Below are 19,059 nucleotides of genomic sequence, written 5' to 3'. Positions count from 1 at the left end.
GGAGGCTCTGGAGTATTACAGGGAGCTGGCTGCCAGGGACGGGAGGTTCCTCCCGGATCTGGCCATGACGCTTAACAACCTGGGGGCTGCGCTGGCAGATAAGGGCAGGCTGGATGAGGCGATTGAGAGGTACGGGGAGGCTCTGGAGATAAGGAGGGAGCTGGCTGCCAGGGACGGGAGGTTCCTCCCGGATCTGGCCGGTACGCTGAACAACCTGGGGAATGCGCTGGCAAGGAAGGGCAGGCTGGATGAGGCGATTGAGAGGTACGGGGAGGCTCTGGAGATACTATCATCGGCCAAGAGCATGGTTCACGTGCCACCCGTCATTTACCTGAAAATCGCATTCGGATTAAGGAATCTGGGTAAGCTGGAGATGGCTGACCTCTCAGTCAGGGAGGCGATAGCCTCTATAGATCCGTCAGCCGATGCCTTAAAGAACTTCTCGGATGATCTGGCCGAAATGGCCGTGTTCCTCTCCAAGGAGAACGTTGAGGGCTCGATATCCCTGATAAGGGATGCTGTCTCCTCATTCCTGAGGGCCCTAGCTGGTGAGCCCGCTTACGAGCCCTCGCCCCTACCACCCCACCCCCTCTTGATCTACGCCGATTCCAGGTTTGGGTTGCTCCTAGCTAGGTGTTATGGGGGATGCGAGAGGTTCGAGATCGACTGGGAGATGTTGAGGGAATGGCTCCGCCTCTTCTCAAGGGTGATGGACTTCCACATGAGGTACGGGGAGCTCCTCCACCTGGTAGCAGCTGCGAAGCTAGTGTCCACCAGCAGGCTGGGCCACCTGCTGGAGTCGGGGATAATAAGGGACGAATCCCACCTGGAGGATCCCGATAGACTCATGGAGGACTTCCTCTCCTACAGGGTGAGGCTGGGGGAGGAGTTCTCCTCATTCTTGGGTGGAATATCGGGAAGCCTGAGGCGAATACTGGGGGGATTGGAGGGACCTATCGTTATTCAGTCCCTAGGACTCGGTCAGTACTTCCCGCTGGAGTTCGTCGAGGTCGACGGGGAGCCCCTGGCCTTGAGGGTACCGGTGGCTAGGAGCTTGGGGGCTGAGCCCACATACGGGTTCTCCGGAACTTCAATAGTTTTCTACAGCCTAGGAACAAGAAGAGAGCTTAAATACGTCCCAAAGGAGGTTGAGGAGCTGTCCAGAATCTTGGGCATGGACGAAGGGGCCAGGGTTAATGCAGACGAGCTCGATGAGGGGGACCTCCTCTCCGAGGTGAGGGATGCGGAGATCCTGCACTACTCAGGACACGGCGGGATTGTTGAGGGGATCACGCACATGAGCTCACTCAGGGTGGGGGACAAGGTGATAGATTACAGGTTCCTGAGGAGGATGGGGAGGAAGAGAAGGCTCCTCGCCTACTACAACGCCTGCGAGACGGGATTCCTCCTCCAAGCCCCGGGACAGGTGGACTTCTACGGGCTCATCCCCGCGTCCCTCTCAGTAGGATTCTCCGCCGTCATAGCTCCCCTCTTGCCCATCTCGGACCACCTGGCCTACGAGCACGCCACTAATTTCTACAGGTTCCTGTCCCAGGGCAGGAGCGTCGCTGAGGCCCTGATGCTTACGAGGAGGTCTATCCTAGGGAGGGAGATCTCCACCCCGTGGGGCGAGAGGAGGGTAGACATCCTCGACCTCTGGTCCATCCAGCTATACGGAAATCCGGATGCCTCTATGGGATGAACCTAGCGTAGTACACGTTGTCCCTATCCCTTATCACCCTCACCCTGATATCAGATCCCGTGGGAGGGGAGGGGGCGTCCAGCACCGTCACCACCCTGCCCCTGGCCGCGCCCAAGATCTCACCCCTCCTCCAGCCAGGACCGACCACCCTCACCGTCAAGACCTCCCCCTTCCTCATGGGCCTCCTGATAGGCCTCACCTTCCTCATCCCGAAATCCTCTGGCCTGAGAACGAGCTTGACTCCATACTCCTCTTCCCACTCCCTCAATCGGGAGTAGAACCTCGACCAGCTCATGGGCCTCACACCCCTAGGTCTCCTCCCACCCCTGTAGGCCTCGTACTTCTGTATACCGAGGGGGGGCCATCTCTTTCCGGCCCCTATTTTGAGGGCGAACTCTATGAGCTGGGGCATGTCCTCATCATTTATCCCGGGCACCCAGACCGGGGCTATCAGCAGATCTATGGAGCTCTCGGCTATCAACTCAGCCGCCCTCAGGATTCTCTCCAGCCTCAGCCAAGGAGATCCTGATAGATAACGGGCCTTCTCCTCATTTAGCGAATCTATGCTAAGGTTTATCCTGTCCATTCCAGCCCTATCCAGCCTTGAGATCAGGTCATCCGTTAAGAGGGGTCCATGGGTCTGCGACGATATCACCCTCACCTCCGGTACCTCCCTCAACCTCTCCACCAGCTCCACTATCTGGGGGTAGGTGAAGGGGTCGCCCACCGTGTCTATGTGAGCCTCGATGTCATCCACTCCCTTCTCCTCAACCACTGCCACGAACCACTCCATGAGGTAATCCAGCTCCACCACATACTCCGCCTGTCTTGTCCTCGATTTAGGTCCAGCATCAGTGGAGCAGAAGATGCAAGAGAAGGCGCAGGTGGAGATGGGCCTCACCTGTATCAGGTTGGTGCCCCTGTCTATGAGGCCGAAAGCGACGGAGCCCATCAGGGGTATCCCCGTCTCCCTAGTGATCCTGAGCACGGTGCGCATGGCATCCCCTCAGCCTTATATCCTCACTTCGGGCCTAATCCGCATGAGGTTGTTCCTCGCTTCGGACATACACGGCTCCGCGGGGAAGTTAAAGTCCGCGCTGGGTAGAGAATCTTACGACCTCATAGTTCTGGCTGGGGACCTGTCCAACGGCTCCCTCAAGGACGTCAGGAGGATATTGAGGAGAGCCAAGGAGTTCGGCTCCGTAGTATTCGTGCCCGGTAACATGGATCCGCCTCCCCTGCTTGAGGTGGAGGAGGTGGAGGGATGCCCCAACCTTCACGGCAGGGTGAGGACCATAGAGATGAGGTTCGGAGGTCTGGGTGGGGGCAACATATCTCCATTTAGCACTCCGATAGAGCTGGACGAGGACGAGATGCGCGAGGTCCTCTCCAAGCTGGGCGGGTTAGATGTGCTTGTATCCCACGCGCCACCCCACGACACCAAGCTGGATGTGATAAGGTCGGGGGCCCACGTCGGATCCAAGGCGCTGAGGGAGTACGTAGAGAGGGAGCAACCCCTCCTCTGCGTTTGTGGTCACATACACGAGTCTCCTGGCGTGGATAGGATAGGTAGAACAGTTCTCGTCAATGCTGGACCGATGATGCGCGGTAGGTATGCGGTTATTGAGGTGAGGGGCGACGAGGTGATTCCATCGCTCAAGATCCTCGACTGAGTTTTTATTTTACGATGGTGTAATACTGCGATCGGAAATGGGGGTGAGGGATCTCACTCTATCTGCCATGGGAGGGGCCCTCTATGCAATCGTCGGGTACCTGAGTTGGTTGGGGGTCAACTTCTACGGAGTCAGGTTCTGGCCAGCTGTTGTGGTCCCGGCCACATTCGCGTGCCTGTACGGAGGCCTTGTGGGCGGCCTGTCAGCTGCGATAGGCATATTCATCTCTGATATGGTGACCCACGGAAACGCCTTACTGAGCCTCACCGTGGGGGTTCCCTCCAACTTCCTAGGCTTCTACATAATCGGGGAGCTGGCTGGTCGTGACAAGTACTCGGTGAAGAGGTACGTGCCTGCCTCGATCCTCGGCCTGATAGTGGGTCACCTGATAATAGGGTTCGGGCTTCTAGCCTGGAGCCAGGCTTTTCCCCTGCCCTTCAGCGAGGAGGTGACTCCTCTATCGCTCACCGCGGCCCTGTCCATAGCTTTCGTGACCTTCGCTTGGGAGCTACCCTTCGCCATATTGGTGGTGCCCCCCGTGGTTTCAGCCGCGAAGAAGTCGACCAAGGGGTGATCCCTTGCTCATAATAGGGCTCGACATGGGAGGTACGACCACTAAGGGCGTGCTCGCCTCGGAGTCCGGCATACTGGCGAAAACCGTTGTGGTCGCGTCCGATCCCCTCGCGGCTGCAGCAGGCGCCATAGGGAAGCTCCTAGCGGATAAAGGGATACAGCTTGACGAAGTCGAGGCCGTGGCCTTGAGCGGGGGGAGGACCAAGCCCCTGCCCGATAAGATATTGGGGCTACCGGTGAGGGAGGTGGACGAGATAGAGGCGGTCGGCAGGGGAGGCGCCTACCTGGCGGGCATGAAGGAGTGCGTCGTCGTGAGCGCCGGTACTGGGACCGCGGTGGTGGAGGTTAGGATAGACGGTAGCAGGTGCGAGGTGAGGCACCTCGGAGGGACAGCTGTAGGCGCCGGAACCCTGCTGGGCCTCGGAAGGCTCCTCCTCAGGCGGACCTCCATAACCTCGCTCATGGAGATGGCTCGCAAGGGTAATCCCAAGAACGTGGATCTGACCGTCGGCGATATAGTTGGGGGACCGGTCGGTAGGCTGGATCCAGATGTGACCGCATCCAACTTCGGTAAGGTTGGCGACGATGTGAGACCTGAGGACATAGCCGCCGGCCTAGTTAACATGGTAGGTCAAGTGATAGGTACCGTGGGGCTCTTCGCCGCCAAATCCGTGGGCCTAGAGGAGAGCGTCGTCCTAGTGGGCGGATTGATGACCCACGAGCTGCTGGTGAACGCGGCTATGAAGCCTTTTAACCTCTTCGGCGGGAGCGCTATCGTGCCTAGGGATCCGCAGTTCGCCACCGCGATAGGAGCTTCCCTCAAAGTCTTGGCCATGTATACATCCCCGGTAGGTGAGAGATACGAGGCGTGAGTATCCTGAGGTCCCTTTAGTCGGGGTTGGAGGGGTCCTGCTGAGAAACGGCAGGATACTCCTGGCCAAGAGGAAGAACGAGCCAGGAAAGGGTCTGTGGTCCGTGCCGGGCGGATTGGTGGAGCCGGGCGAGACATTGGAGGAGACGGTGAGGAGGGAGATCCGGGAGGAGACCGGTCTAGAGGTGGAGGCGACACGCCCCATCCACGTAGCCGAAGTGGTGGAGAGGGACGAGGAGGGACGAATCAAGTACCATTACGTCTTGGTGGACTACCTCTGCAGGGTGACGGGTGGGGTTCTGAGGCCTGGAGACGACGCGAAGGAGGTGAGGTGGATTCCCCTAGAGAGGGCCAAGGATCTGCCCCTCACATCTTCAACTAAGAAGCTGATCGAAGAACTGACCCGCGGCTTCTTCATGGTGATCAGGAACAGGGATGTGGAAAGGGTCCTCATGGCGGTTCCCAGGGGTCACAAGCACATGAGAGTGATGTTGGAGCTGTCTGATGGCTCACTCATGGTGTTCCAAGAGGCCACTATGGAGAACATCGCCAGGGCGATGGTCGAGGTGGAGATGCACCCTCAGAGAAGGGCTATTCTCCTCAAGGGAAGGGAGCTCGCGAGTAGGAAGGAGGAATACGACAGATATCAGCTGCTGGAAGAGGAAGTGCCTGAGGAGGAGATAGAGGAGGAAGTGACTAGGCTCCTAAGCATGAATTCCGAAAGGGAATCCTAAAATTTTTCACTAGAGGGTTGACCACCCGGGGGATGAGGAGGAGTTACTCCGGGGAGAAGTGACCGAAAGGCACCTCTCTGACCCTCAGGAAGGTGTTCTCAATGATGCGGAAGCGGAGGAGGGCTCTCGTCGTGGGCAGGTTTCAACCGCTCCACTATGGACATCTACACGTGTTCAGGTACGCCCTTTCTAAGGCCGACGAGCTGGTGATAGCTATAGGCAGCTCCCAGTTCTGCTGCGTTCCGAGAAATCCGCTATCGGTGGACGAGAGGATGGAGATGCTGGTGAGAGCTCTCAGGAGGGAGGGCTTCCCCCTAGCGGATATAATGCTGTCATCCGTGCCTGATACGGGGTCACCAGAGGAGGACTGGGGGCTCCTAGTTCTAGACAGGGTGCCTAGGGTGGACATAGCCTTCTCCAACGATCCCGAGACGATAAGAGATCTCAAGAGGGTCGGTCTCGAGGTGGAGAACATTCCCTTCCTCAAGAGGGATCTGTACGCTGCCACTAAGATAAGGGAGCTCATGCTGAAAGGGGATCCCTCTTGGAAGGAGCTCGTGCCCCCCTCTGTGCTGGAGTTCCTCCTAGAGATCGACATGGAGAAGAGGGTGAGGGAGATCGAGAAGGGCTAGGCTGATCAGCCCTCCTCTCTGGGCACCACCCTCAGAGTGTCCGATTTGGCGGCCTCCAGTATCCTCCTTCCGACGGGGCTGCTCCTCGCCAAGGTGATCTTCCCCTTGGAGTCCGTGGTTAATGTGGCGATCTCCCTCTCCCCCGAGTAGATCGTCACCTCCGTTTCAGCCATCTCCGGCCCGAGATCCAAGATTATGGTGTGCTTCCTCTTCCTCAGCCTGTACCTTATGGGGGCTTCCAGTCCCTCGGGCGCCTTGCCCTTGCCCCTTATGGGCATCACCACTACCTCATCGCCGAAGGTGTAGATCTCGTACTCCACCGTGTCGGTCTCGAAGTCCTTCACCAGCACGACTGGCCTAGCCAGAGTGGCGTCCTTCATCCCAGCTGGCATCTTCACCGTTATCTTCAGGCTGTAGACCTTCTCCACCCTCCCATCCTTGATGAATATCACCGTGTCCACGACGTGGGGGAGCACGCCCAAGTCGACCCTACCGATGAACCTCTGTATGGCCTCTATCGGGAAGCCGCAGTGGACTACGCCCACCATCCCTATACCAGCGAGCCTCATGTCCACGAATATCTTGAAGTCTTGGGTCTTCCTCATCTCGTCGAATATCACGTAATCCGGCCTGACCAGTAAGAGGAGATCAGCTGTGTTCTCGAAAGAGCCAGCGAGCCTCCCGTACTGGGTCACCTCAGGACCCACCTGGAGGTCCCTCGGGGACTCGAGGGTCTTCACTATCCTCCCCTTGTCCTTGTAGAAGTCAGCCAAAGCGCTGGCGAACGTGGTCTTCCCAGCTCCCGGAGGCCCAGCTATTATTATGCCCTCTGCCCTCTCCCTGAGCCTCTTCTTCAGCTTGTCGCTCAGCTTGTAATCGTCTAGAGTGACCTTGACGAGGGGGCGCACGGCAGTTATCTCTATCCCGTCGGAGAAGGGTGGAAAGGCCACCAGTATCCTGAGGTCCTCTATCTGTATCACGTAGGCGTCGCCGTACTTCACCTCTATGAATGCGTTCGGATCCGTCTTGGCCCTCTCAAGTATCTCGTAGGCTATGGTCCTGACCTCGAACTCCTCCATCGGCTTGTCGGAGAGTCTCACCAGCCTGAACTCCCCGGGCCTTCCCTTCTTAGCTAGAGGTGGGGCGCCCTCCTTCAAGTGGACGCTCATCGTATCCTGGTCGAAGAAGTTGTAGAGCCTGAACTCCCCGTACTCGGGGCCTATGTACACGGCATCCACTCCCCTAGCCCTTAGAGCTAGGGTCACGACCCTATCGCCGGTGATCACCTTGGCCTTCAATTTCTCGGACAGCTCTGCCAAAGCATCGAGCCCCCTGCCCCTGTGTTCCTCCACCACGACTCTCTTGACGTACCCGTCCTTCTCCAAATCCCTCAGCCAGACCATCTCGGTGAGGGCACCCACGCTGAACCTGTCCCCCTTGGAAGCTTCTTCCTCCATCTGGGAGAGTGTCTCGGCTGGGACTACGAGCACGGACCCCTTTATGAGAGATAACCCAGGCTCGTACCTCAGGAGGGCCCTCAGCAGCACATCCTTACTCAGTATCAGGATCTCCTCGCTCATCCCTCCTTAGTCACGATGAAGGGTTATAAATTATTACTGAAAAATCCTCGCGTGCTTTACGTAAAGCTGGGAGGCTCTCTAATAACTCCTAAGAAGGAGGGAGCTTTCGAGGTAAGAGAAAGGATCGTACGAGAGGTAGCGAATGACCTCTTAGGGATTTCGCGGGAGAGGAGTCTCTTTCTAGCCCACGGGGCCGGCCCGTTCGGTCACGCACCGGTCAAGATGTACAAGCTACACGAGGGCTTCAAACCGGGCAGAGAGTTGGGCGTCTCGGAAACTTCGATAAGGGTGATGGAGCTGAGTCTGAGGATAGCCAGTTTGATGTGGGAGGAGGGCCTCCCGGTGATCCCCTTTCACCCCAGGTCCACATTCAGGAGGATCGGTGGGGGCACGATCTGCGATCTCTCCGCGGTGAGGGCGTGGATGGATCTCAATATGGTCCCGTTAACTCACGGTGACCTGATCTACGATGATGAGAGGGGGGTTTCCGTGCTGTCCGCGGATGAGATACCGATCTACCTAGTCCCCCTGGGTCTAGAGGAAGCCGTGTTCCTAGCCGATGTGCCGGGAGTTCTTAATGAGGATGGAGAGGTCATTCCGGAGATCACTGAGGCGGATATACCAGATCTGGGAAGACCTGCTTACGACGTGACCGGGGCAATGAGGGGCAAGCTGGAGGCGGCATTTCAGCTCGCTAGGTTGGGTGTGAAGGTTAGAATTGCTGGGTTCTCCGAGAAGGGAGACCTGATAAGGGTATTGAGGGGGGAATCGGGTACTCTAGTTAGGGTCTGAGCATAGGCTATATGAGGTCCTCCTCCAGTATGCTCTTGGGAGCTACCAGTATGTAGTACTTCTCATTCCCGGTGAGCTCCTCCAGGGCCCTCCTAGCCAGAAGGTCGGCAGGGTCCTTGAGTCCAGTCCTTTCAGCCACGTCCGAGTAGCTCACGAAGGGCTTCCTGCTCCTCTCCTCCAGTATCTTCATGAGGGTCTTCTTGCCCACCCCAGGCAGGAGCTCTAGTTGATGCAGCCTCGGAGTTATGGGAACGCTCTCGTTGAAAAAATTCACGAAGAACTGCTCCCCCTCCTGTATTATCTTCGCGACCACCGGCTCCAAGAGCATCCTCCCTGAGGGGGCCAGCTCGTCATAGCTCATGTACCTGAGGAACTTGCTGACCTCCTGTCTCGGCCCCTTACCCACGTAGACCTTCTTCATGGGGGAGACTTGGGCATTGGGCTTGAGTATGAACTCCATTATGATGAAGTAGCGATCTCCGATGAGCTGGACCCTCCTCCTAGCCTCGTCAACGTATAGTACATAGGCCCAGCTATCGTGGGGCTTTCTCCTGCCTGGGACATATCTCCACATCTTAGTGACACCGGGTTTCACTCTTCCTCCTTCAGCCCCTTCAATAAGTTAAGCATTTCCTTGTAGTCCGACTCACCTAAAAGAGGGTAGTCCTTGTAGAGGTAGGCCTTCAACTCCTCCACACTCTTTGGGAGCACATTGACCAGCATGACCGCGTGCTCCTCCTGGAGGTTGAACTTCACCACGAGCTGATCGACTACCTCTCTAGCCTTCGCGGCATCCTCCACCTTGGTGAACTTGGAGAGGTATGTGAGGAGCCTCTTCTGATCGAGGTTCAACCTCTCCATGTTGGAGGTCCACTTCTCGAAGACTAGGGCCTTCACCTCAGCGAGCGTGAGGGGCTTCCTCTCCCCACTTGCCTCTGACTGGGACAAGTTGATCCCTCATTCACTCCTTGTGCTTCTTGAGATGCACTGGGAGAACTATGAGATGCTTCACTTTGTTCCCTAGCTTCACATCCACCAAGTAGGCGTGGCCCCTCTTCCCTACAACCACGCCGACCTTGCCCTGGTACCTCCTGTGGGGCATACCCCCCCTCTCAGATGGTTCCACATCTATGACCACCTTATCCCCGACTTCGAACCCCCTCAGATACTTCGCGGGAGAAGGCCTTCCCCGCTCCCTCGGAGTCTTCGAGAGGAAGTCCCTGGACCTGTAGAGGAATCCGAATGATCTCCTTCCCATTTCAACTCACCCTATTCGTCAGTGACCGAGTACCTCTAACACATCCAGTTCCCTACAAAAAGCTTTTTTCCCCAATACCTCGGCAACGCTGGGGGTGGTTCCCCCCTCATCGCCCGATATTAACTCCTTGACGTAGAGCCCTCCGTCGCATAGAACGGTCATCTCGAAGGTCCTCTCGTCCAACTTCTTGGTCTTAACCTCGTAAACCTTTCTCACCCTCACTAAGTCCGCTCTCCTCCATGCAACCCTCTTAGGGGTCCTCTGCCTTATGACAGCCCCGGTGAGTTCCCTTTCAACCTTCTCAAGGTCCTTGTCGGTGACAACCCCATCCACTTCGACCAAGGCCCTGTAGAGCTTTCTTACCTCGGGAGATCCTTCCTTCAGTCTTCTTACCTCCTCCCTGTTGGAGTACCTGAGATCAAGTACTTCCACCTTACCTTTCCACTTAGCATTGATCTCCTCCTCTATCCTCTTTAGGTCGGCGCTCCTCCTTTTGGGATTAACCAGTTCCATCACGAAAGGCCTCCCCCTCCCCAACATCCGGGCATCCACGTCCTCTCTCCCGGCACCATGGAGCACATAATCGTCTGATTCAAAGAACTCCTTCATCACCTCACCTATCATCCCCTCCACAGACCCCTCCGCTATCTTACCTGTCCAATTGCACTTCTCGCATCCCCTACCGCCGCAGTAGGGACACTTCCTACGGGACTGGGATATGCCCCTCTCGAGCTTCCTGTACCTGCCGTATATGAAGACAGGGCTTATCCTAAGCTCAACGTCCTTAAGCGAGAGGTCGAAGGTCACCAAGACGTCGGGGTCTTTTTCTACGGGTGCGCCCGTCTCGGCGGAGAGGACGAGATCTAACCACTTGATCAGGGTTAGCTTCACCGATACCATGTTGGGAGGGTTGTACTTGGCTCTCAGTCGATCCTCCCTCTCGATCAACCATGGAGGCATTTTCACCCCGGCTTTCACACTGTTATATTCGATGCTGGATAGCAGCCTCAACGCCCTCTCCACCAGATCATCCATGGAATTCTCTATCAGATTGTCGCAGACCGCACATGGTCCCTCAGAACTCCTCCCGGTGAGTTCCAGTATGCTCCCAAGAGCTGCTCCTTTCACCGCATTGGGGATCGCTCCGAGCTTCTCGCCCACCAAGCTGCCAAGGCAGAACCTGCAAAGTCTCCCCTCTTTCCCGACTATCTCCCTTACCAGTTCGAAATCAGGCTCCAAGGCCCATCCTCCTCATCAAACGTCTCATCTTGGCTGGAGAGGACATTGACTCCATCATCCTCTTGACCTGATTGTATGATTTGAGGAGCCTCCTCACGTCCTTGGCGGTTACTCCCGAGCCCCTAGCTATCCTCTCTACCCTGCTTCCCCTGATAAGAGAGGGTTCCCTCCTCTCCTCCGGGGTCATTGAATTAATTATGGCCATCCACCGGTCCATCTCCTTCGGGTCGAACTCCAAGTTGGAGAGCCTTCCGCCCACCCCGGGTATCATCTCCAAGAGCTTGTCCAAGGGACCTGCCTTCCTGAGCTGCTGAAGGTACTCCCTGAAGTCCTCCAAGTCGAATTTGCCCTTTGAAATTCTATCCAAGAGCTCCGACTCCTTGAAAGCCTCTTCCATCCTTCTAGCCAGTTCTACAATGTCTCCTCCGCCTAAGAGCCTAGAGACGAACCTGTCAGGGTCGAACCTCTCCAAGTCATCGAGCTTCTCACCGGTTCCTATGAAGTATATGGGAGCGCCCGCCGCAGCCACCGCCGAGAGAGCACCTCCTCCCTTGGCCGCTCCATCCAGCTTGGTTACGATTACCCCACCTATCGGGATGCTGTCTGCAAATGCCTTCGCCTGATTGTAGGCAGCCTGTCCTATGGTGCCGTCCACCACCAGAATTACCATGTCTGGTTTAACCGCCTCGTAGTACTCTCTCAGCTCCTTCATGAGCCCCTCCTCTTCCTTATGCCTCCCGGCGGTATCCACTATGACGATGTTGTATTTCTCCTTCCTGAACCTCTCTAGGCCGTCCCTCATTATGCGGACCGGATCATCGTGATCCTCCCAGAATACCGGTATCTCGCCCCCGACCATCTGCTCGAGTTGAAGCTTCGAAGCTGGCCTTATCACGTCGGATGACACGATCGCTACCTTTCCGTACCTCTTAGAGAACCAGTGGGCGAGCTTCGCCACCGTGGTGGTCTTGCCTGATCCCTCTATACCTACGACTAAGATCACGTTGGTCCTCTTACCGTCGATCTCTATCTCGGCTGGTCTCCTTCCCAATAGGTTGGTGAGCTCCTCATAGAGTATCTTGACGGCCAGTTCCCTCCTGCTGAATCCAGGAGGGGCATCCTCCTTGAGAGCACGTTCCTTAACTCTCTTGGAGAGTTCCAAGACTAGTTTAACGTTGACATCCGCCTCTAAAAGAGCCCTCTGGACATCCCTGAGGAACTCGTTTATCGCCGATTCATCTACTACGGGTCGGCCCCTCAGCCTGCTCACAGCCTTCCTCAGGGACGTCCCGAGCTTATCTAGGACCAATCCTCCTAACCGCCGCCCCTTATCCTAACGATCTTCCTCTTGCCCATGGACTCCCAGTACTCGACCTCTATGCCTGGCTGCAGCTTGGAGGCCAGATCGGGATCCTCAGGTATGGGAAGCTCGAACATGTCGTAGCTGCTCAGGTCCATCAGCTGGACGGTGTTCCCGTAGACGCTAGTCACCTGCGCCGTCTTCTTATCCACTATGGGGATCTCCACCAAGGCATCAGCCGGGAATATCTTGGACCTCCTAGTCCCGTCGAAGATTCCCCTGGCCTCTATCCTCACCTTGGCGGCCCCGTGCTTCCCGGGCTTGGACTTGGACACGCTGAGGACCTCGCAGGGTTCACCATCCAGAACGACGTAACTGCCCTTCTTAAGCTCTCCAGCACTACCTCTGGTAACGGACAAGGCTTATCCCTCCATAAAGGGGATGTGAAAGGTTACCTATAAGACTTCTGGAACCTCGCCCTGGCGCTCCTGCCGCCATACTTCTTGGGCTCCGTCTGTCTGGGATCTCCCTTGAGTATGGTCCGGTCGTACTCCTTGAACAGCTCTTTGAGATGCTCACTACCGGTGTACTCCACGAGGGCCCTTCCCACGGCCATCCTGACGGCATCTGCCTGGGCCATGAACCCTCCCCCCTTGACCCTCACGTAGATGTCGATGTCGGAGACGTAGTCCTTCGCAAGCCAGAGGGGCTCCAGTATCTTCATCCTGACGAACTCGTTCGGAGCATATACCTCGACCGGAAATCCGTTTATGTAGAGCCTTCCACTTCCCTTCCTTATGACGGCCATAGCCCTAGCGGTCTTCCTCCTAGATGAAGCAAGGGCGAGAGCACCATTACGCCTACTCCTGCTCGACATACTTTACCCCCTTCCAACCCAGCTGTTTAGCCAGCCAGAGCACGGTCACATAACCCTTGGTCTTCTTCGGTTTGAGTGACTGCACTGTATATTTAATGTATGTCCTCTCGTCCTCTTTGAGGCCGACGTCCTTCTCCACATCGGCCAGCTCCTCAGGAATCCCTATGAAAACCCTTAGCCTCCTCAGGGCCTCCCTGCCCTTGGCCTTCTTCATGGGGAGCATGCCCCTGACGGTCTTCCAAACTATTCTGTCCGGGGTCCTCGGCTGTACCGGCGACTTCCTAGGGTGTATGGTGCTCTGAATGGACCTCCTAGTCAGGTACTTCTTCAGTATCGTTTGGGGATTGCCCGTGATTACCGCCTTCTCGGCATTGACTATGGCCACTCTCTTACCCTTCAACAGTTCCTTGGCCACGTAGGAGGCCATCCTGCCGAGGATCTTCCCCTCAGCGTCCACCACCAAGTCGTACTTCATCCAACCACCTCACATGACTATCCTCGTGTTCGAGCCCTTGGGGTTCTCCTCCACGTATTCATCGAGCAAATAGGCCTTCCCACCGGCCTCCTCGATCTTCCTTCTTGCTGCGGACGAGAAGCTGGCTGCGGCCACGATAACGGGTTTCGTGATCTCCCCCTCGCCTAGGACCTTTCCAGGCACCACGATCGCCGCCGCTTCCCCTGCGTACTTGTCTATCTTCCAGAGATTAACCTCTATCCTAGCCCTAGTTGGCCTCCGGAGCTTCTCCGCGACGGCCCTCCAAATTGGGGCGTTGTTAACCCTGGAGGCCTTCTCAAGCCTGTTTATCATCCTTATCAACCTTGGGTTCGTCGGTCCCGTGGGCTTCACTTCTATCCTCCTCTCACATAGGGGGCGTTGCCGGCTTTAATAAAGATGCGTGGTGCGGGGGGTGGGATTTGAACCCACGCGGGCCTGACGCCCACCCGCCCCTCAAGCGGGCGCCTTGGACCTGGCTTGGCTACCCCCGCTTCCAATCTTCCCCTAGGGGTCTCCCCTATTAAAGCTTAATCATCCAAGCCTCTCCAAAAATTCGTTGAACTTGAGCTTGAGCTGGTTTATAGCCTCCAAAAGGACCTCCTGCGCTGACAGGGCGCCGGTGGTCTCGTACCTCAGAATTATCCTAGAGTCATCCCACTCCCTGACGACTCTATCTGGGTTATCCAGTCTGCATCTCTCCAAGGCTTCCAAGCACCCCTCGCAGAGAACCGGGTAATCCACTAAGACCTTCTTTTCCCTCTTCTTCACGCACTCATCGCACTTCGAGAGGTCGCATTCCTTGAGCAGGTCCTTGCTCAGTTCGTACACGGGCATGTAACTGTAACCGACAGCGACGGCTGGCTGCCACTTCGAGTGATCTTTCCCCTTGCCCAGTCTAGCCACCGCTTGGAGTCTTATCCTTTGACCCTGTCGCATCTTGATTATCGGGATCCTCTCATTTGCTGGAACGATTAGGGGGTCTGATGACTTGAGTTCCCCAGAGTAAACGGTTTCAACGTCTTCCTTGGCCTCCCTGTCGAGTTCAAGGACTACTGTCCTCTCAGGATCCGCTCTGACCACGTCCAAGTCGGTCTTCAGCGGGACCATGGCTAGCCTGTGGGCGATGTATTCATCGAAGAAAGGGGTCGAGTTCTCGAAGAATATCACCTCATCGACGGCGAATATTGGGACCTCCGATATTATGGCCCTCCTCAGGGCATTCACCAAGGGCGGCTTCGCCTCCTCCACCACTATAACCGCTTCACCTTCTGTGAGTTTTACGATCCTAGCCCTCAACGTCTTCACCCTTCCTACTGAGGATCTCGACCCACGGGTTGCTTAATATCTCTTCAAGTATGTCCTCGGACCCCGTGATCGGGGGTTCCCCGGATCCCCCGCTCCCTTGCGTGGATGGAATATTAACTTGATGGCCGTATCCAAGGGCGGATTCCACCCTCTCTCCCTCTCCAGTTCTAACAGCCTCTGGTTCGGTCGATTGCTCTCTCTTCACCTCCCTCCTGAGCTCGGTGGGCTCCAACCTAGGGGGAATATTGCTCCTCCCAGCCCAACCAGCTGGAGGTAAATTGACTGTCCCTTGCTGGCTTCCCAACAGTCTTATCATCGCCTCCAGAAGCTCCACTCTCTTCTCCAGCTCGTGTATCTTATTGAAGAGGTCTATCTCATTACCCTTCCTCACCTCCTCAATGATAGACTTCATCGACTGATCTATGGTCCTCTTTATCTCGTTTAGAATCGCAGTTAAGCTGTCCTCCCTGCTCTTATTGGGCTCCTCGTACTTACTACCGCGCTCCTTCCTCTCCTCGACCACGATAATGGTTCTACTCTCCTCCTTCCTGAGGGAGGGCCTGCGGGTCCTCCTACTGGTCGCTCGCTCCTCGGAGGGAAGGCTGGTGGGGGTGGGAGATAATGGCGACCCGAGCTCCGAGAGGGATCTTACCACGATGTATATGCTTTCATCGAGCTCTTCCGATCCGGCCGACAGCTCATTTACCATCTCTGGCGAGGTCCAGACCTCCACTCGGTCAAACTCTATGCCTGCCCTCCTGTGGGAGTTTATCAGGTCCCTCAGCCATATAAATGGATCGCCATCCAAGGATGGGTCATATAGAGCGACCAAGGAGCGGATGCTTCCCCTCCTACCCTCTATTTTGAGGATGATGGTGCGTCCATCCAAGCCCAAAGACTCCACTTGAACGTGTCCTGTCCTCCTGTACCAGCTGAGCAGGGGTTCTATCTCCTCTAAGTTATCCCCCGGCACTAGGGTTACCTCATCCTAATTAGGGTGCACGGGAATAAAAGTTTGGGAGGGATCAGACCCTCCTCCCTCTCCTGCCGTGTGGTCTCCTGCATCCATCATGGGGTATAGGCGTGACGTCCTCAACCCTGATGAGTATGAGACCCGATCGAGAGAGTCCTCTTATGGCCGCTGTGGCCCCGGGTCCCGGGATCCTGCTCTTTATCCCGCCGGGGGCTCTGACCTTGACTATGAGATGGGTTACACCCTTCTTCTGGGCCTCCTTGGCGGCGGCCATCGCCGCCTTGAGGGCTGCATATGGCGACCCCTCGAGCCTGTCGGCGTCGACGAACATGCCGCCGGAGTACCTGGCCAAGGTCTCTGCACCGGTTATATCGGTGATGTGGACTATGGTATCGTTGAAGGAGGAGTAGATGTGAGCCACGCCGATCTTGCCCTTCTTCTGCGTAGACATGAGATCACCTTCCTCATCATTCGGCCTTCTGCTCAGGCTGCTCAGCCTGCTCCTCTAAACACGCGGGATGCGTGCATTCTATGGTCTCCTCTTCTTCTAGAGTTACCAGGTAACCTGGCTGCTTTATCCTCCTGCCATTGATCCTGATGTGACCGTGAGTTATCAGCTGCCTCGCCATGTAGGGAGTTTTCGCGAAGCCCTTCTTCCAGACAATTGTCTGGAGCCTCCTCTCCAAGAACTGATCGACCGTCAGATCGAGGAGGTCATCCAAGGTGGCGTCCTCCCCGACTATCCCGAGCTTCTGGAGCCTCCTTATTATGGGCTCGACCTTCACCCTCTCCTCCTCTGGAGCCGCCAGTAGCTCTCTGGCTATCCTCCTGTACTTCTTAGCAAGATAGCTCATCCTCCAGAGCTCCCTCTTGTTCCTCAGCCCGTAGTAGCCAGCTAGCCTGTTTGTCTCCTCTAGGACTCGTCTATCCCAGGGCTTGTAGGGCCTCTCATATTTCTTCCTCGGCTTCTTCGGATCCCCCATTAGGTATCACCTCACTTCTTCCTCTGGTACCCTACGGTCCTCCCAACCCTTCCGGTGGTCTTGGTCCTCTGCCCCCTCACCTTGAGGCCAAGCTCATGTCTTATTCCCTTCCAGCTCCTTATCTTCTTCATCAAATTGATGTCTTGGGTCACGACCCAAGATATGTCATCTCCTATCAGGATTCTGGACTCGTTGGTCTTCGGGTCCCTCTGCCGGTTCATCATCCACCAAGGTATGCCGTACTTATCGGGATTGTTGACTACATCCTCTATCTTCTCCAGTTCCTCGTCAGTAAGCTCTCCGAGAAGCTTGTTCGGTGGAATACCAGCCTTCATAAGGATCGCTTTAGCTAGAACGAAACTTATTCCCTTGACATTTGTCAGGGAGATGAGCACCTGCTTAGTACCGTCTAGGGTCGTGTTGAGAAGCCTTACTATCCTCCTTAGCTCCGCAGTTTCCGACAATTCCTCACCCCTCTTTCGGAACTTGGGGTATTGAGTGTAATATAAGATTTTGCTCCGCCGGCGGTTCAGGTGAGGAGAGTGGAGAGATGGCTCCGATTCCAATGGGGGGATGGGAGCTGACAATTACACGGGTGGCGCCGGGGGAGGGATTTGAACCCTCGCGGCCCAGTGGGCCACTGGCTCTCCAGGCCAGCCCCCTTCCTGGCTAGGGCACCCCGGCTACCTCCGTACAACAACTTTACAATTGGGGGATTTAATAGTTGCGCACCTAGTCAGGCCTCCTTCCTCTTCCACATTGGAGGATAGAGGTCCCTAGGCATTATGACTCTCTCGATAGCGGCAGCCACACCCGATTCCGAAGAGACCATGTCTTCAGAGGTCATGGTTGATCTCCCTATTGCCACAAGCTCGCCCTTTAGGGTCATTATCGCCACCAAACCACCTTTCTTTATGTCTTTGGATAGCATACTCACTCCTTTGACCTTCAGGGAAGCACCGTGGGTAATAGAGGCGACCGCACTGTCCTTGACGACTATCTTTGGTAGGTGTGCAACGGCCACCTCGAGAGGGAGCACCACTTCTCGGAGACGGTCCTCCTCTCCTCGCTCCTTCCACCGGACGTAAGCCTCGTAGAGATCTTGAAGTGTCACGCTCTCCCTCTCGTTGAAGATGCCGGATCTCGTCCTTCTCAACTCCCTCATGCTAGCTCCCACTCCTAAATACTCCCCGATATCGAAGAACAGCTTTCTTATGTAGGTCCCCGATTCCACCCTCGTCATGAGGAGGTGGAACCGCCCCTCGCTCTCCAGTAGCTCCAGCTCGTAGACCCTCCTCACCCTCAGGGTCCTCTTCACTGCCGACTTGACTGGGGGCCTCTGGAATATCGGTCCGGTGAACTTGTCCAATGCTTCCCTCAGCTCGCCCTCATCCACATCCCCGTGCAGGTAAAGGACTCCGACGTATTCCTTGTCGGAGCCCGCGATCAACCTGCTCAGTTTGGTGGCGTTACCCAGAACTATGGGTAGGACCCCTGACACCTTGGGATCCAAGGTCCCGCAGTGCCCTATCTTCCCGGGATATTCCAAGATCCTCTTGACGAGCTTGGTCACAGTATGGGAGGTGGGTCCCCTAGGCTTGTCCAAGTTTATGATTCCATTGTCTAAGTAAAAAAGAAGGGGTCTCTCACGGGGCCTGTAACCGTAGGGTCCCGGTTCAGCTATTCTCTTCACTATGAGCTCTTCCTGGGCGTCGGTGAAAGATCTCATCAGGATTCCTCGGACCCTTCAACCGGCTTGCCCCTCTTCCTTTCCCTCTTTTCCTTCTCCTCTAGAAGCTTCTGGTATAGATCGGTCTCCTTGAGGGCTTCCAAGACCTCTTCGTCACTCGCCCCCTCTGATATGTCGAGCTTTATCGGCAGGGGTACGAGATGCTTCACGTTGACCCTCCTCCTCCTGACCCCGGTCAGGTCCCTAGGCCCCGTGACCTCCACGAAGTTGTCATCAATTACCTTGACCACTACACATACTCTGCCAGCTTCCCTACCGGCTATCTTTCTACAGACTCTTCCTACCTCTATCACTGCCATATGAGACACCCCCTCTCGCGAG

At 56.1% G+C, this 19,059-nt stretch carries 25 protein-coding genes and 2 tRNA genes; 7 read left to right on the top strand and 20 right to left on the bottom strand.

Going from position 1 to position 19,059, the window contains the following annotated elements; translation table 11 throughout:
- On the top strand, positions 1-1,702 hold a 1,702-nt coding region (locus QI197_07795; GenBank protein MDK2373260.1), incomplete at its 5' end, for a tetratricopeptide repeat protein.
- On the opposite strand, the gene QI197_07790 is transcribed toward QI197_07795, so the two are convergent.
- Entirely contained in the window at positions 1,692-2,699 is a 1,008-nt protein-coding gene (locus QI197_07790; protein MDK2373259.1) for a radical SAM protein, read from the bottom strand. The genes QI197_07795 and QI197_07790 overlap by 11 nt on opposite strands.
- 43 nt (positions 2,700-2,742) lie before the next feature.
- Between QI197_07790 and QI197_07785 the strand changes: the two genes are divergently transcribed.
- From QI197_07785 to QI197_07765, 5 genes are all read left to right on the top strand, one after another.
- Positions 2,743-3,375 carry a metallophosphoesterase family protein gene (locus QI197_07785; protein ID MDK2373258.1) on the top strand — a complete coding sequence of 211 codons (633 nt, stop codon included), beginning with the start codon at positions 2,743-2,745 and terminating at the stop codon, positions 3,373-3,375.
- A 37-nt stretch (positions 3,376-3,412) separates the two neighbouring features.
- Positions 3,413-3,949, top strand: a complete 537-nt coding sequence (locus tag QI197_07780) for an ECF transporter S component (GenBank protein MDK2373257.1) — start codon at positions 3,413-3,415, stop codon at positions 3,947-3,949.
- Between the two features lie 4 nt (positions 3,950-3,953).
- Positions 3,954-4,820: a BadF/BadG/BcrA/BcrD ATPase family protein gene (locus QI197_07775; GenBank protein ID MDK2373256.1), complete on the top strand. Its 867-nt coding sequence runs from the start codon at positions 3,954-3,956 to the stop codon at positions 4,818-4,820.
- The gene (locus QI197_07770) at positions 4,801-5,553 is read left to right on the top strand and encodes an NUDIX hydrolase (GenBank protein ID MDK2373255.1); all 753 of its coding nucleotides are present in this window, start codon (positions 4,801-4,803) and stop codon (positions 5,551-5,553) included. The genes QI197_07775 and QI197_07770 overlap by 20 nt, the downstream gene beginning before the upstream one ends.
- A gap of 101 nt (positions 5,554-5,654) precedes the next feature.
- On the top strand, positions 5,655-6,185 hold the full coding sequence (locus tag QI197_07765; GenBank protein ID MDK2373254.1) for a nicotinamide-nucleotide adenylyltransferase: 531 nt from the start codon (positions 5,655-5,657) through the stop codon (positions 6,183-6,185).
- A gap of 5 nt (positions 6,186-6,190) precedes the next feature.
- Here the strand turns inward: QI197_07765 and QI197_07760 are convergent, their stop codons facing one another.
- A complete protein-coding gene (locus tag QI197_07760) occupies positions 6,191-7,765 on the bottom strand; it encodes an ATPase, T2SS/T4P/T4SS family (protein ID MDK2373253.1) in 1,575 nt (524 codons plus the stop codon).
- Between the two features lie 51 nt (positions 7,766-7,816).
- On the opposite strand from QI197_07760, the gene QI197_07755 reads away from it, so the two are divergent.
- Positions 7,817-8,557: an isopentenyl phosphate kinase gene (locus QI197_07755; GenBank protein ID MDK2373252.1), complete on the top strand. Its 741-nt coding sequence runs from the start codon at positions 7,817-7,819 to the stop codon at positions 8,555-8,557.
- A gap of 7 nt (positions 8,558-8,564) precedes the next feature.
- On the opposite strand, the gene QI197_07750 is transcribed toward QI197_07755, so the two are convergent.
- From QI197_07750 to QI197_07665, 18 genes are all read right to left on the bottom strand, one after another.
- Positions 8,565-9,152 carry a DUF655 domain-containing protein gene (locus tag QI197_07750; protein MDK2373251.1) on the bottom strand — a complete coding sequence of 196 codons (588 nt, stop codon included), beginning with the start codon at positions 9,150-9,152 and terminating at the stop codon, positions 8,565-8,567.
- Complete coding sequence (locus QI197_07745) at positions 9,149-9,505, bottom strand: hypothetical protein (protein ID MDK2373250.1); 357 nt, start codon at positions 9,503-9,505, stop codon at positions 9,149-9,151. Before QI197_07745 ends, QI197_07750 begins: the two co-directional genes overlap by 4 nt.
- A gap of 13 nt (positions 9,506-9,518) precedes the next feature.
- Entirely contained in the window at positions 9,519-9,815 is a 297-nt protein-coding gene (locus QI197_07740) for a 50S ribosomal protein L21e (GenBank protein ID MDK2373249.1), read from the bottom strand.
- An 18-nt stretch (positions 9,816-9,833) separates the two neighbouring features.
- On the bottom strand, positions 9,834-11,054 hold the full coding sequence (locus QI197_07735; protein ID MDK2373248.1) for a tRNA pseudouridine(54/55) synthase Pus10: 1,221 nt from the start codon (positions 11,052-11,054) through the stop codon (positions 9,834-9,836).
- Positions 11,044-12,363, bottom strand: coding sequence for a signal recognition particle receptor subunit alpha (locus tag QI197_07730; protein ID MDK2373247.1), 1,320 nt, complete (start codon positions 12,361-12,363; stop codon positions 11,044-11,046). Before QI197_07730 ends, QI197_07735 begins: the two co-directional genes overlap by 11 nt.
- A 5-nt stretch (positions 12,364-12,368) precedes the next feature.
- A complete protein-coding gene (locus tag QI197_07725; GenBank protein MDK2373246.1) occupies positions 12,369-12,773 on the bottom strand; it encodes a translation initiation factor IF-5A in 405 nt (134 codons plus the stop codon).
- Between the two features lie 32 nt (positions 12,774-12,805).
- Complete coding sequence (locus QI197_07720; GenBank protein ID MDK2373245.1) at positions 12,806-13,231, bottom strand: 30S ribosomal protein S9; 426 nt, start codon at positions 13,229-13,231, stop codon at positions 12,806-12,808.
- A complete protein-coding gene (gene rplM, locus QI197_07715) occupies positions 13,215-13,706 on the bottom strand; it encodes a 50S ribosomal protein L13 (protein ID MDK2373244.1) in 492 nt (163 codons plus the stop codon). The genes QI197_07720 and rplM overlap by 17 nt, the downstream gene beginning before the upstream one ends.
- Before the next feature lie 9 nt (positions 13,707-13,715).
- Positions 13,716-14,078 carry a 50S ribosomal protein L18e gene (locus QI197_07710; GenBank protein ID MDK2373243.1) on the bottom strand — a complete coding sequence of 121 codons (363 nt, stop codon included), beginning with the start codon at positions 14,076-14,078 and terminating at the stop codon, positions 13,716-13,718.
- 50 nt (positions 14,079-14,128) lie between these two features.
- Positions 14,129-14,218, bottom strand: a tRNA-Leu gene (locus tag QI197_07705).
- Between the two features lie 40 nt (positions 14,219-14,258).
- Positions 14,259-15,023, bottom strand: a complete 765-nt coding sequence (locus QI197_07700; GenBank protein MDK2373242.1) for a DNA-directed RNA polymerase subunit D — start codon at positions 15,021-15,023, stop codon at positions 14,259-14,261.
- Complete coding sequence (locus tag QI197_07695) at positions 15,013-16,005, bottom strand: hypothetical protein (protein MDK2373241.1); 993 nt, start codon at positions 16,003-16,005, stop codon at positions 15,013-15,015. The genes QI197_07700 and QI197_07695 overlap by 11 nt, the downstream gene beginning before the upstream one ends.
- 52 nt (positions 16,006-16,057) lie before the next feature.
- The gene (locus QI197_07690) at positions 16,058-16,456 is read right to left on the bottom strand and encodes a 30S ribosomal protein S11 (protein MDK2373240.1); all 399 of its coding nucleotides are present in this window, start codon (positions 16,454-16,456) and stop codon (positions 16,058-16,060) included.
- 16 nt (positions 16,457-16,472) lie between these two features.
- Entirely contained in the window at positions 16,473-16,988 is a 516-nt protein-coding gene (locus QI197_07685) for a 30S ribosomal protein S4 (GenBank protein MDK2373239.1), read from the bottom strand.
- Positions 16,989-16,999: 11 nt separating this feature from the next.
- Positions 17,000-17,452 carry a 30S ribosomal protein S13 gene (locus QI197_07680; protein MDK2373238.1) on the bottom strand — a complete coding sequence of 151 codons (453 nt, stop codon included), beginning with the start codon at positions 17,450-17,452 and terminating at the stop codon, positions 17,000-17,002.
- Between the two features lie 132 nt (positions 17,453-17,584).
- Positions 17,585-17,672, bottom strand: a tRNA-Ser gene (locus QI197_07675).
- 52 nt (positions 17,673-17,724) lie between these two features.
- On the bottom strand, positions 17,725-18,717 hold the full coding sequence (locus QI197_07670) for an RNA-guided pseudouridylation complex pseudouridine synthase subunit Cbf5 (GenBank protein MDK2373237.1): 993 nt from the start codon (positions 18,715-18,717) through the stop codon (positions 17,725-17,727).
- The gene (locus QI197_07665; GenBank protein MDK2373236.1) at positions 18,717-19,037 is read right to left on the bottom strand and encodes a 50S ribosomal protein L14e; all 321 of its coding nucleotides are present in this window, start codon (positions 19,035-19,037) and stop codon (positions 18,717-18,719) included. Before QI197_07665 ends, QI197_07670 begins: the two co-directional genes overlap by 1 nt.
- Positions 19,038-19,059 lie beyond the last annotated feature (22 nt).

Source organism: Thermoproteota archaeon, assembly GCA_030130125.1.
In the GTDB taxonomy this organism is placed as follows: Archaea; Korarchaeota; Korarchaeia; order Korarchaeales; family Korarchaeaceae; genus Korarchaeum.
This window is presented reverse-complemented; position numbering and strand designations above follow the sequence as displayed.

Bases quoted from the DNA above. Each gene is read 5' to 3' on its own strand.
- QI197_07790 (MDK2373259.1), bottom strand. From the start codon at position 2,699: ATGCGCACCGTGCTCAGGATCACTAGGGAGACGGGGATACCCCTGATG.
- QI197_07785 (MDK2373258.1), top strand. From the start codon at position 2,743: ATGAGGTTGTTCCTCGCTTCGGACATACACGGCTCCGCGGGGAAGTTA.
- QI197_07780 (MDK2373257.1), top strand. From the start codon at position 3,413: ATGGGGGTGAGGGATCTCACTCTATCTGCCATGGGAGGGGCCCTCTAT.
- QI197_07765 (MDK2373254.1), top strand. From the start codon at position 5,655: ATGATGCGGAAGCGGAGGAGGGCTCTCGTCGTGGGCAGGTTTCAACCG.
- QI197_07760 (MDK2373253.1), bottom strand. From the start codon at position 7,765: ATGAGCGAGGAGATCCTGATACTGAGTAAGGATGTGCTGCTGAGGGCC.
- QI197_07740 (MDK2373249.1), bottom strand. From the start codon at position 9,815: ATGGGAAGGAGATCATTCGGATTCCTCTACAGGTCCAGGGACTTCCTC.
- QI197_07720 (MDK2373245.1), bottom strand. From the start codon at position 13,231: ATGTCGAGCAGGAGTAGGCGTAATGGTGCTCTCGCCCTTGCTTCATCT.
- rplM (MDK2373244.1), bottom strand. From the start codon at position 13,706: ATGAAGTACGACTTGGTGGTGGACGCTGAGGGGAAGATCCTCGGCAGG.
- QI197_07690 (MDK2373240.1), bottom strand. From the start codon at position 16,456: ATGTCTACGCAGAAGAAGGGCAAGATCGGCGTGGCTCACATCTACTCC.
- QI197_07685 (MDK2373239.1), bottom strand. From the start codon at position 16,988: ATGGGGGATCCGAAGAAGCCGAGGAAGAAATATGAGAGGCCCTACAAG.
- QI197_07670 (MDK2373237.1), bottom strand. From the start codon at position 18,717: ATGAGATCTTTCACCGACGCCCAGGAAGAGCTCATAGTGAAGAGAATA.
- QI197_07665 (MDK2373236.1), bottom strand. From the start codon at position 19,037: ATGGCAGTGATAGAGGTAGGAAGAGTCTGTAGAAAGATAGCCGGTAGG.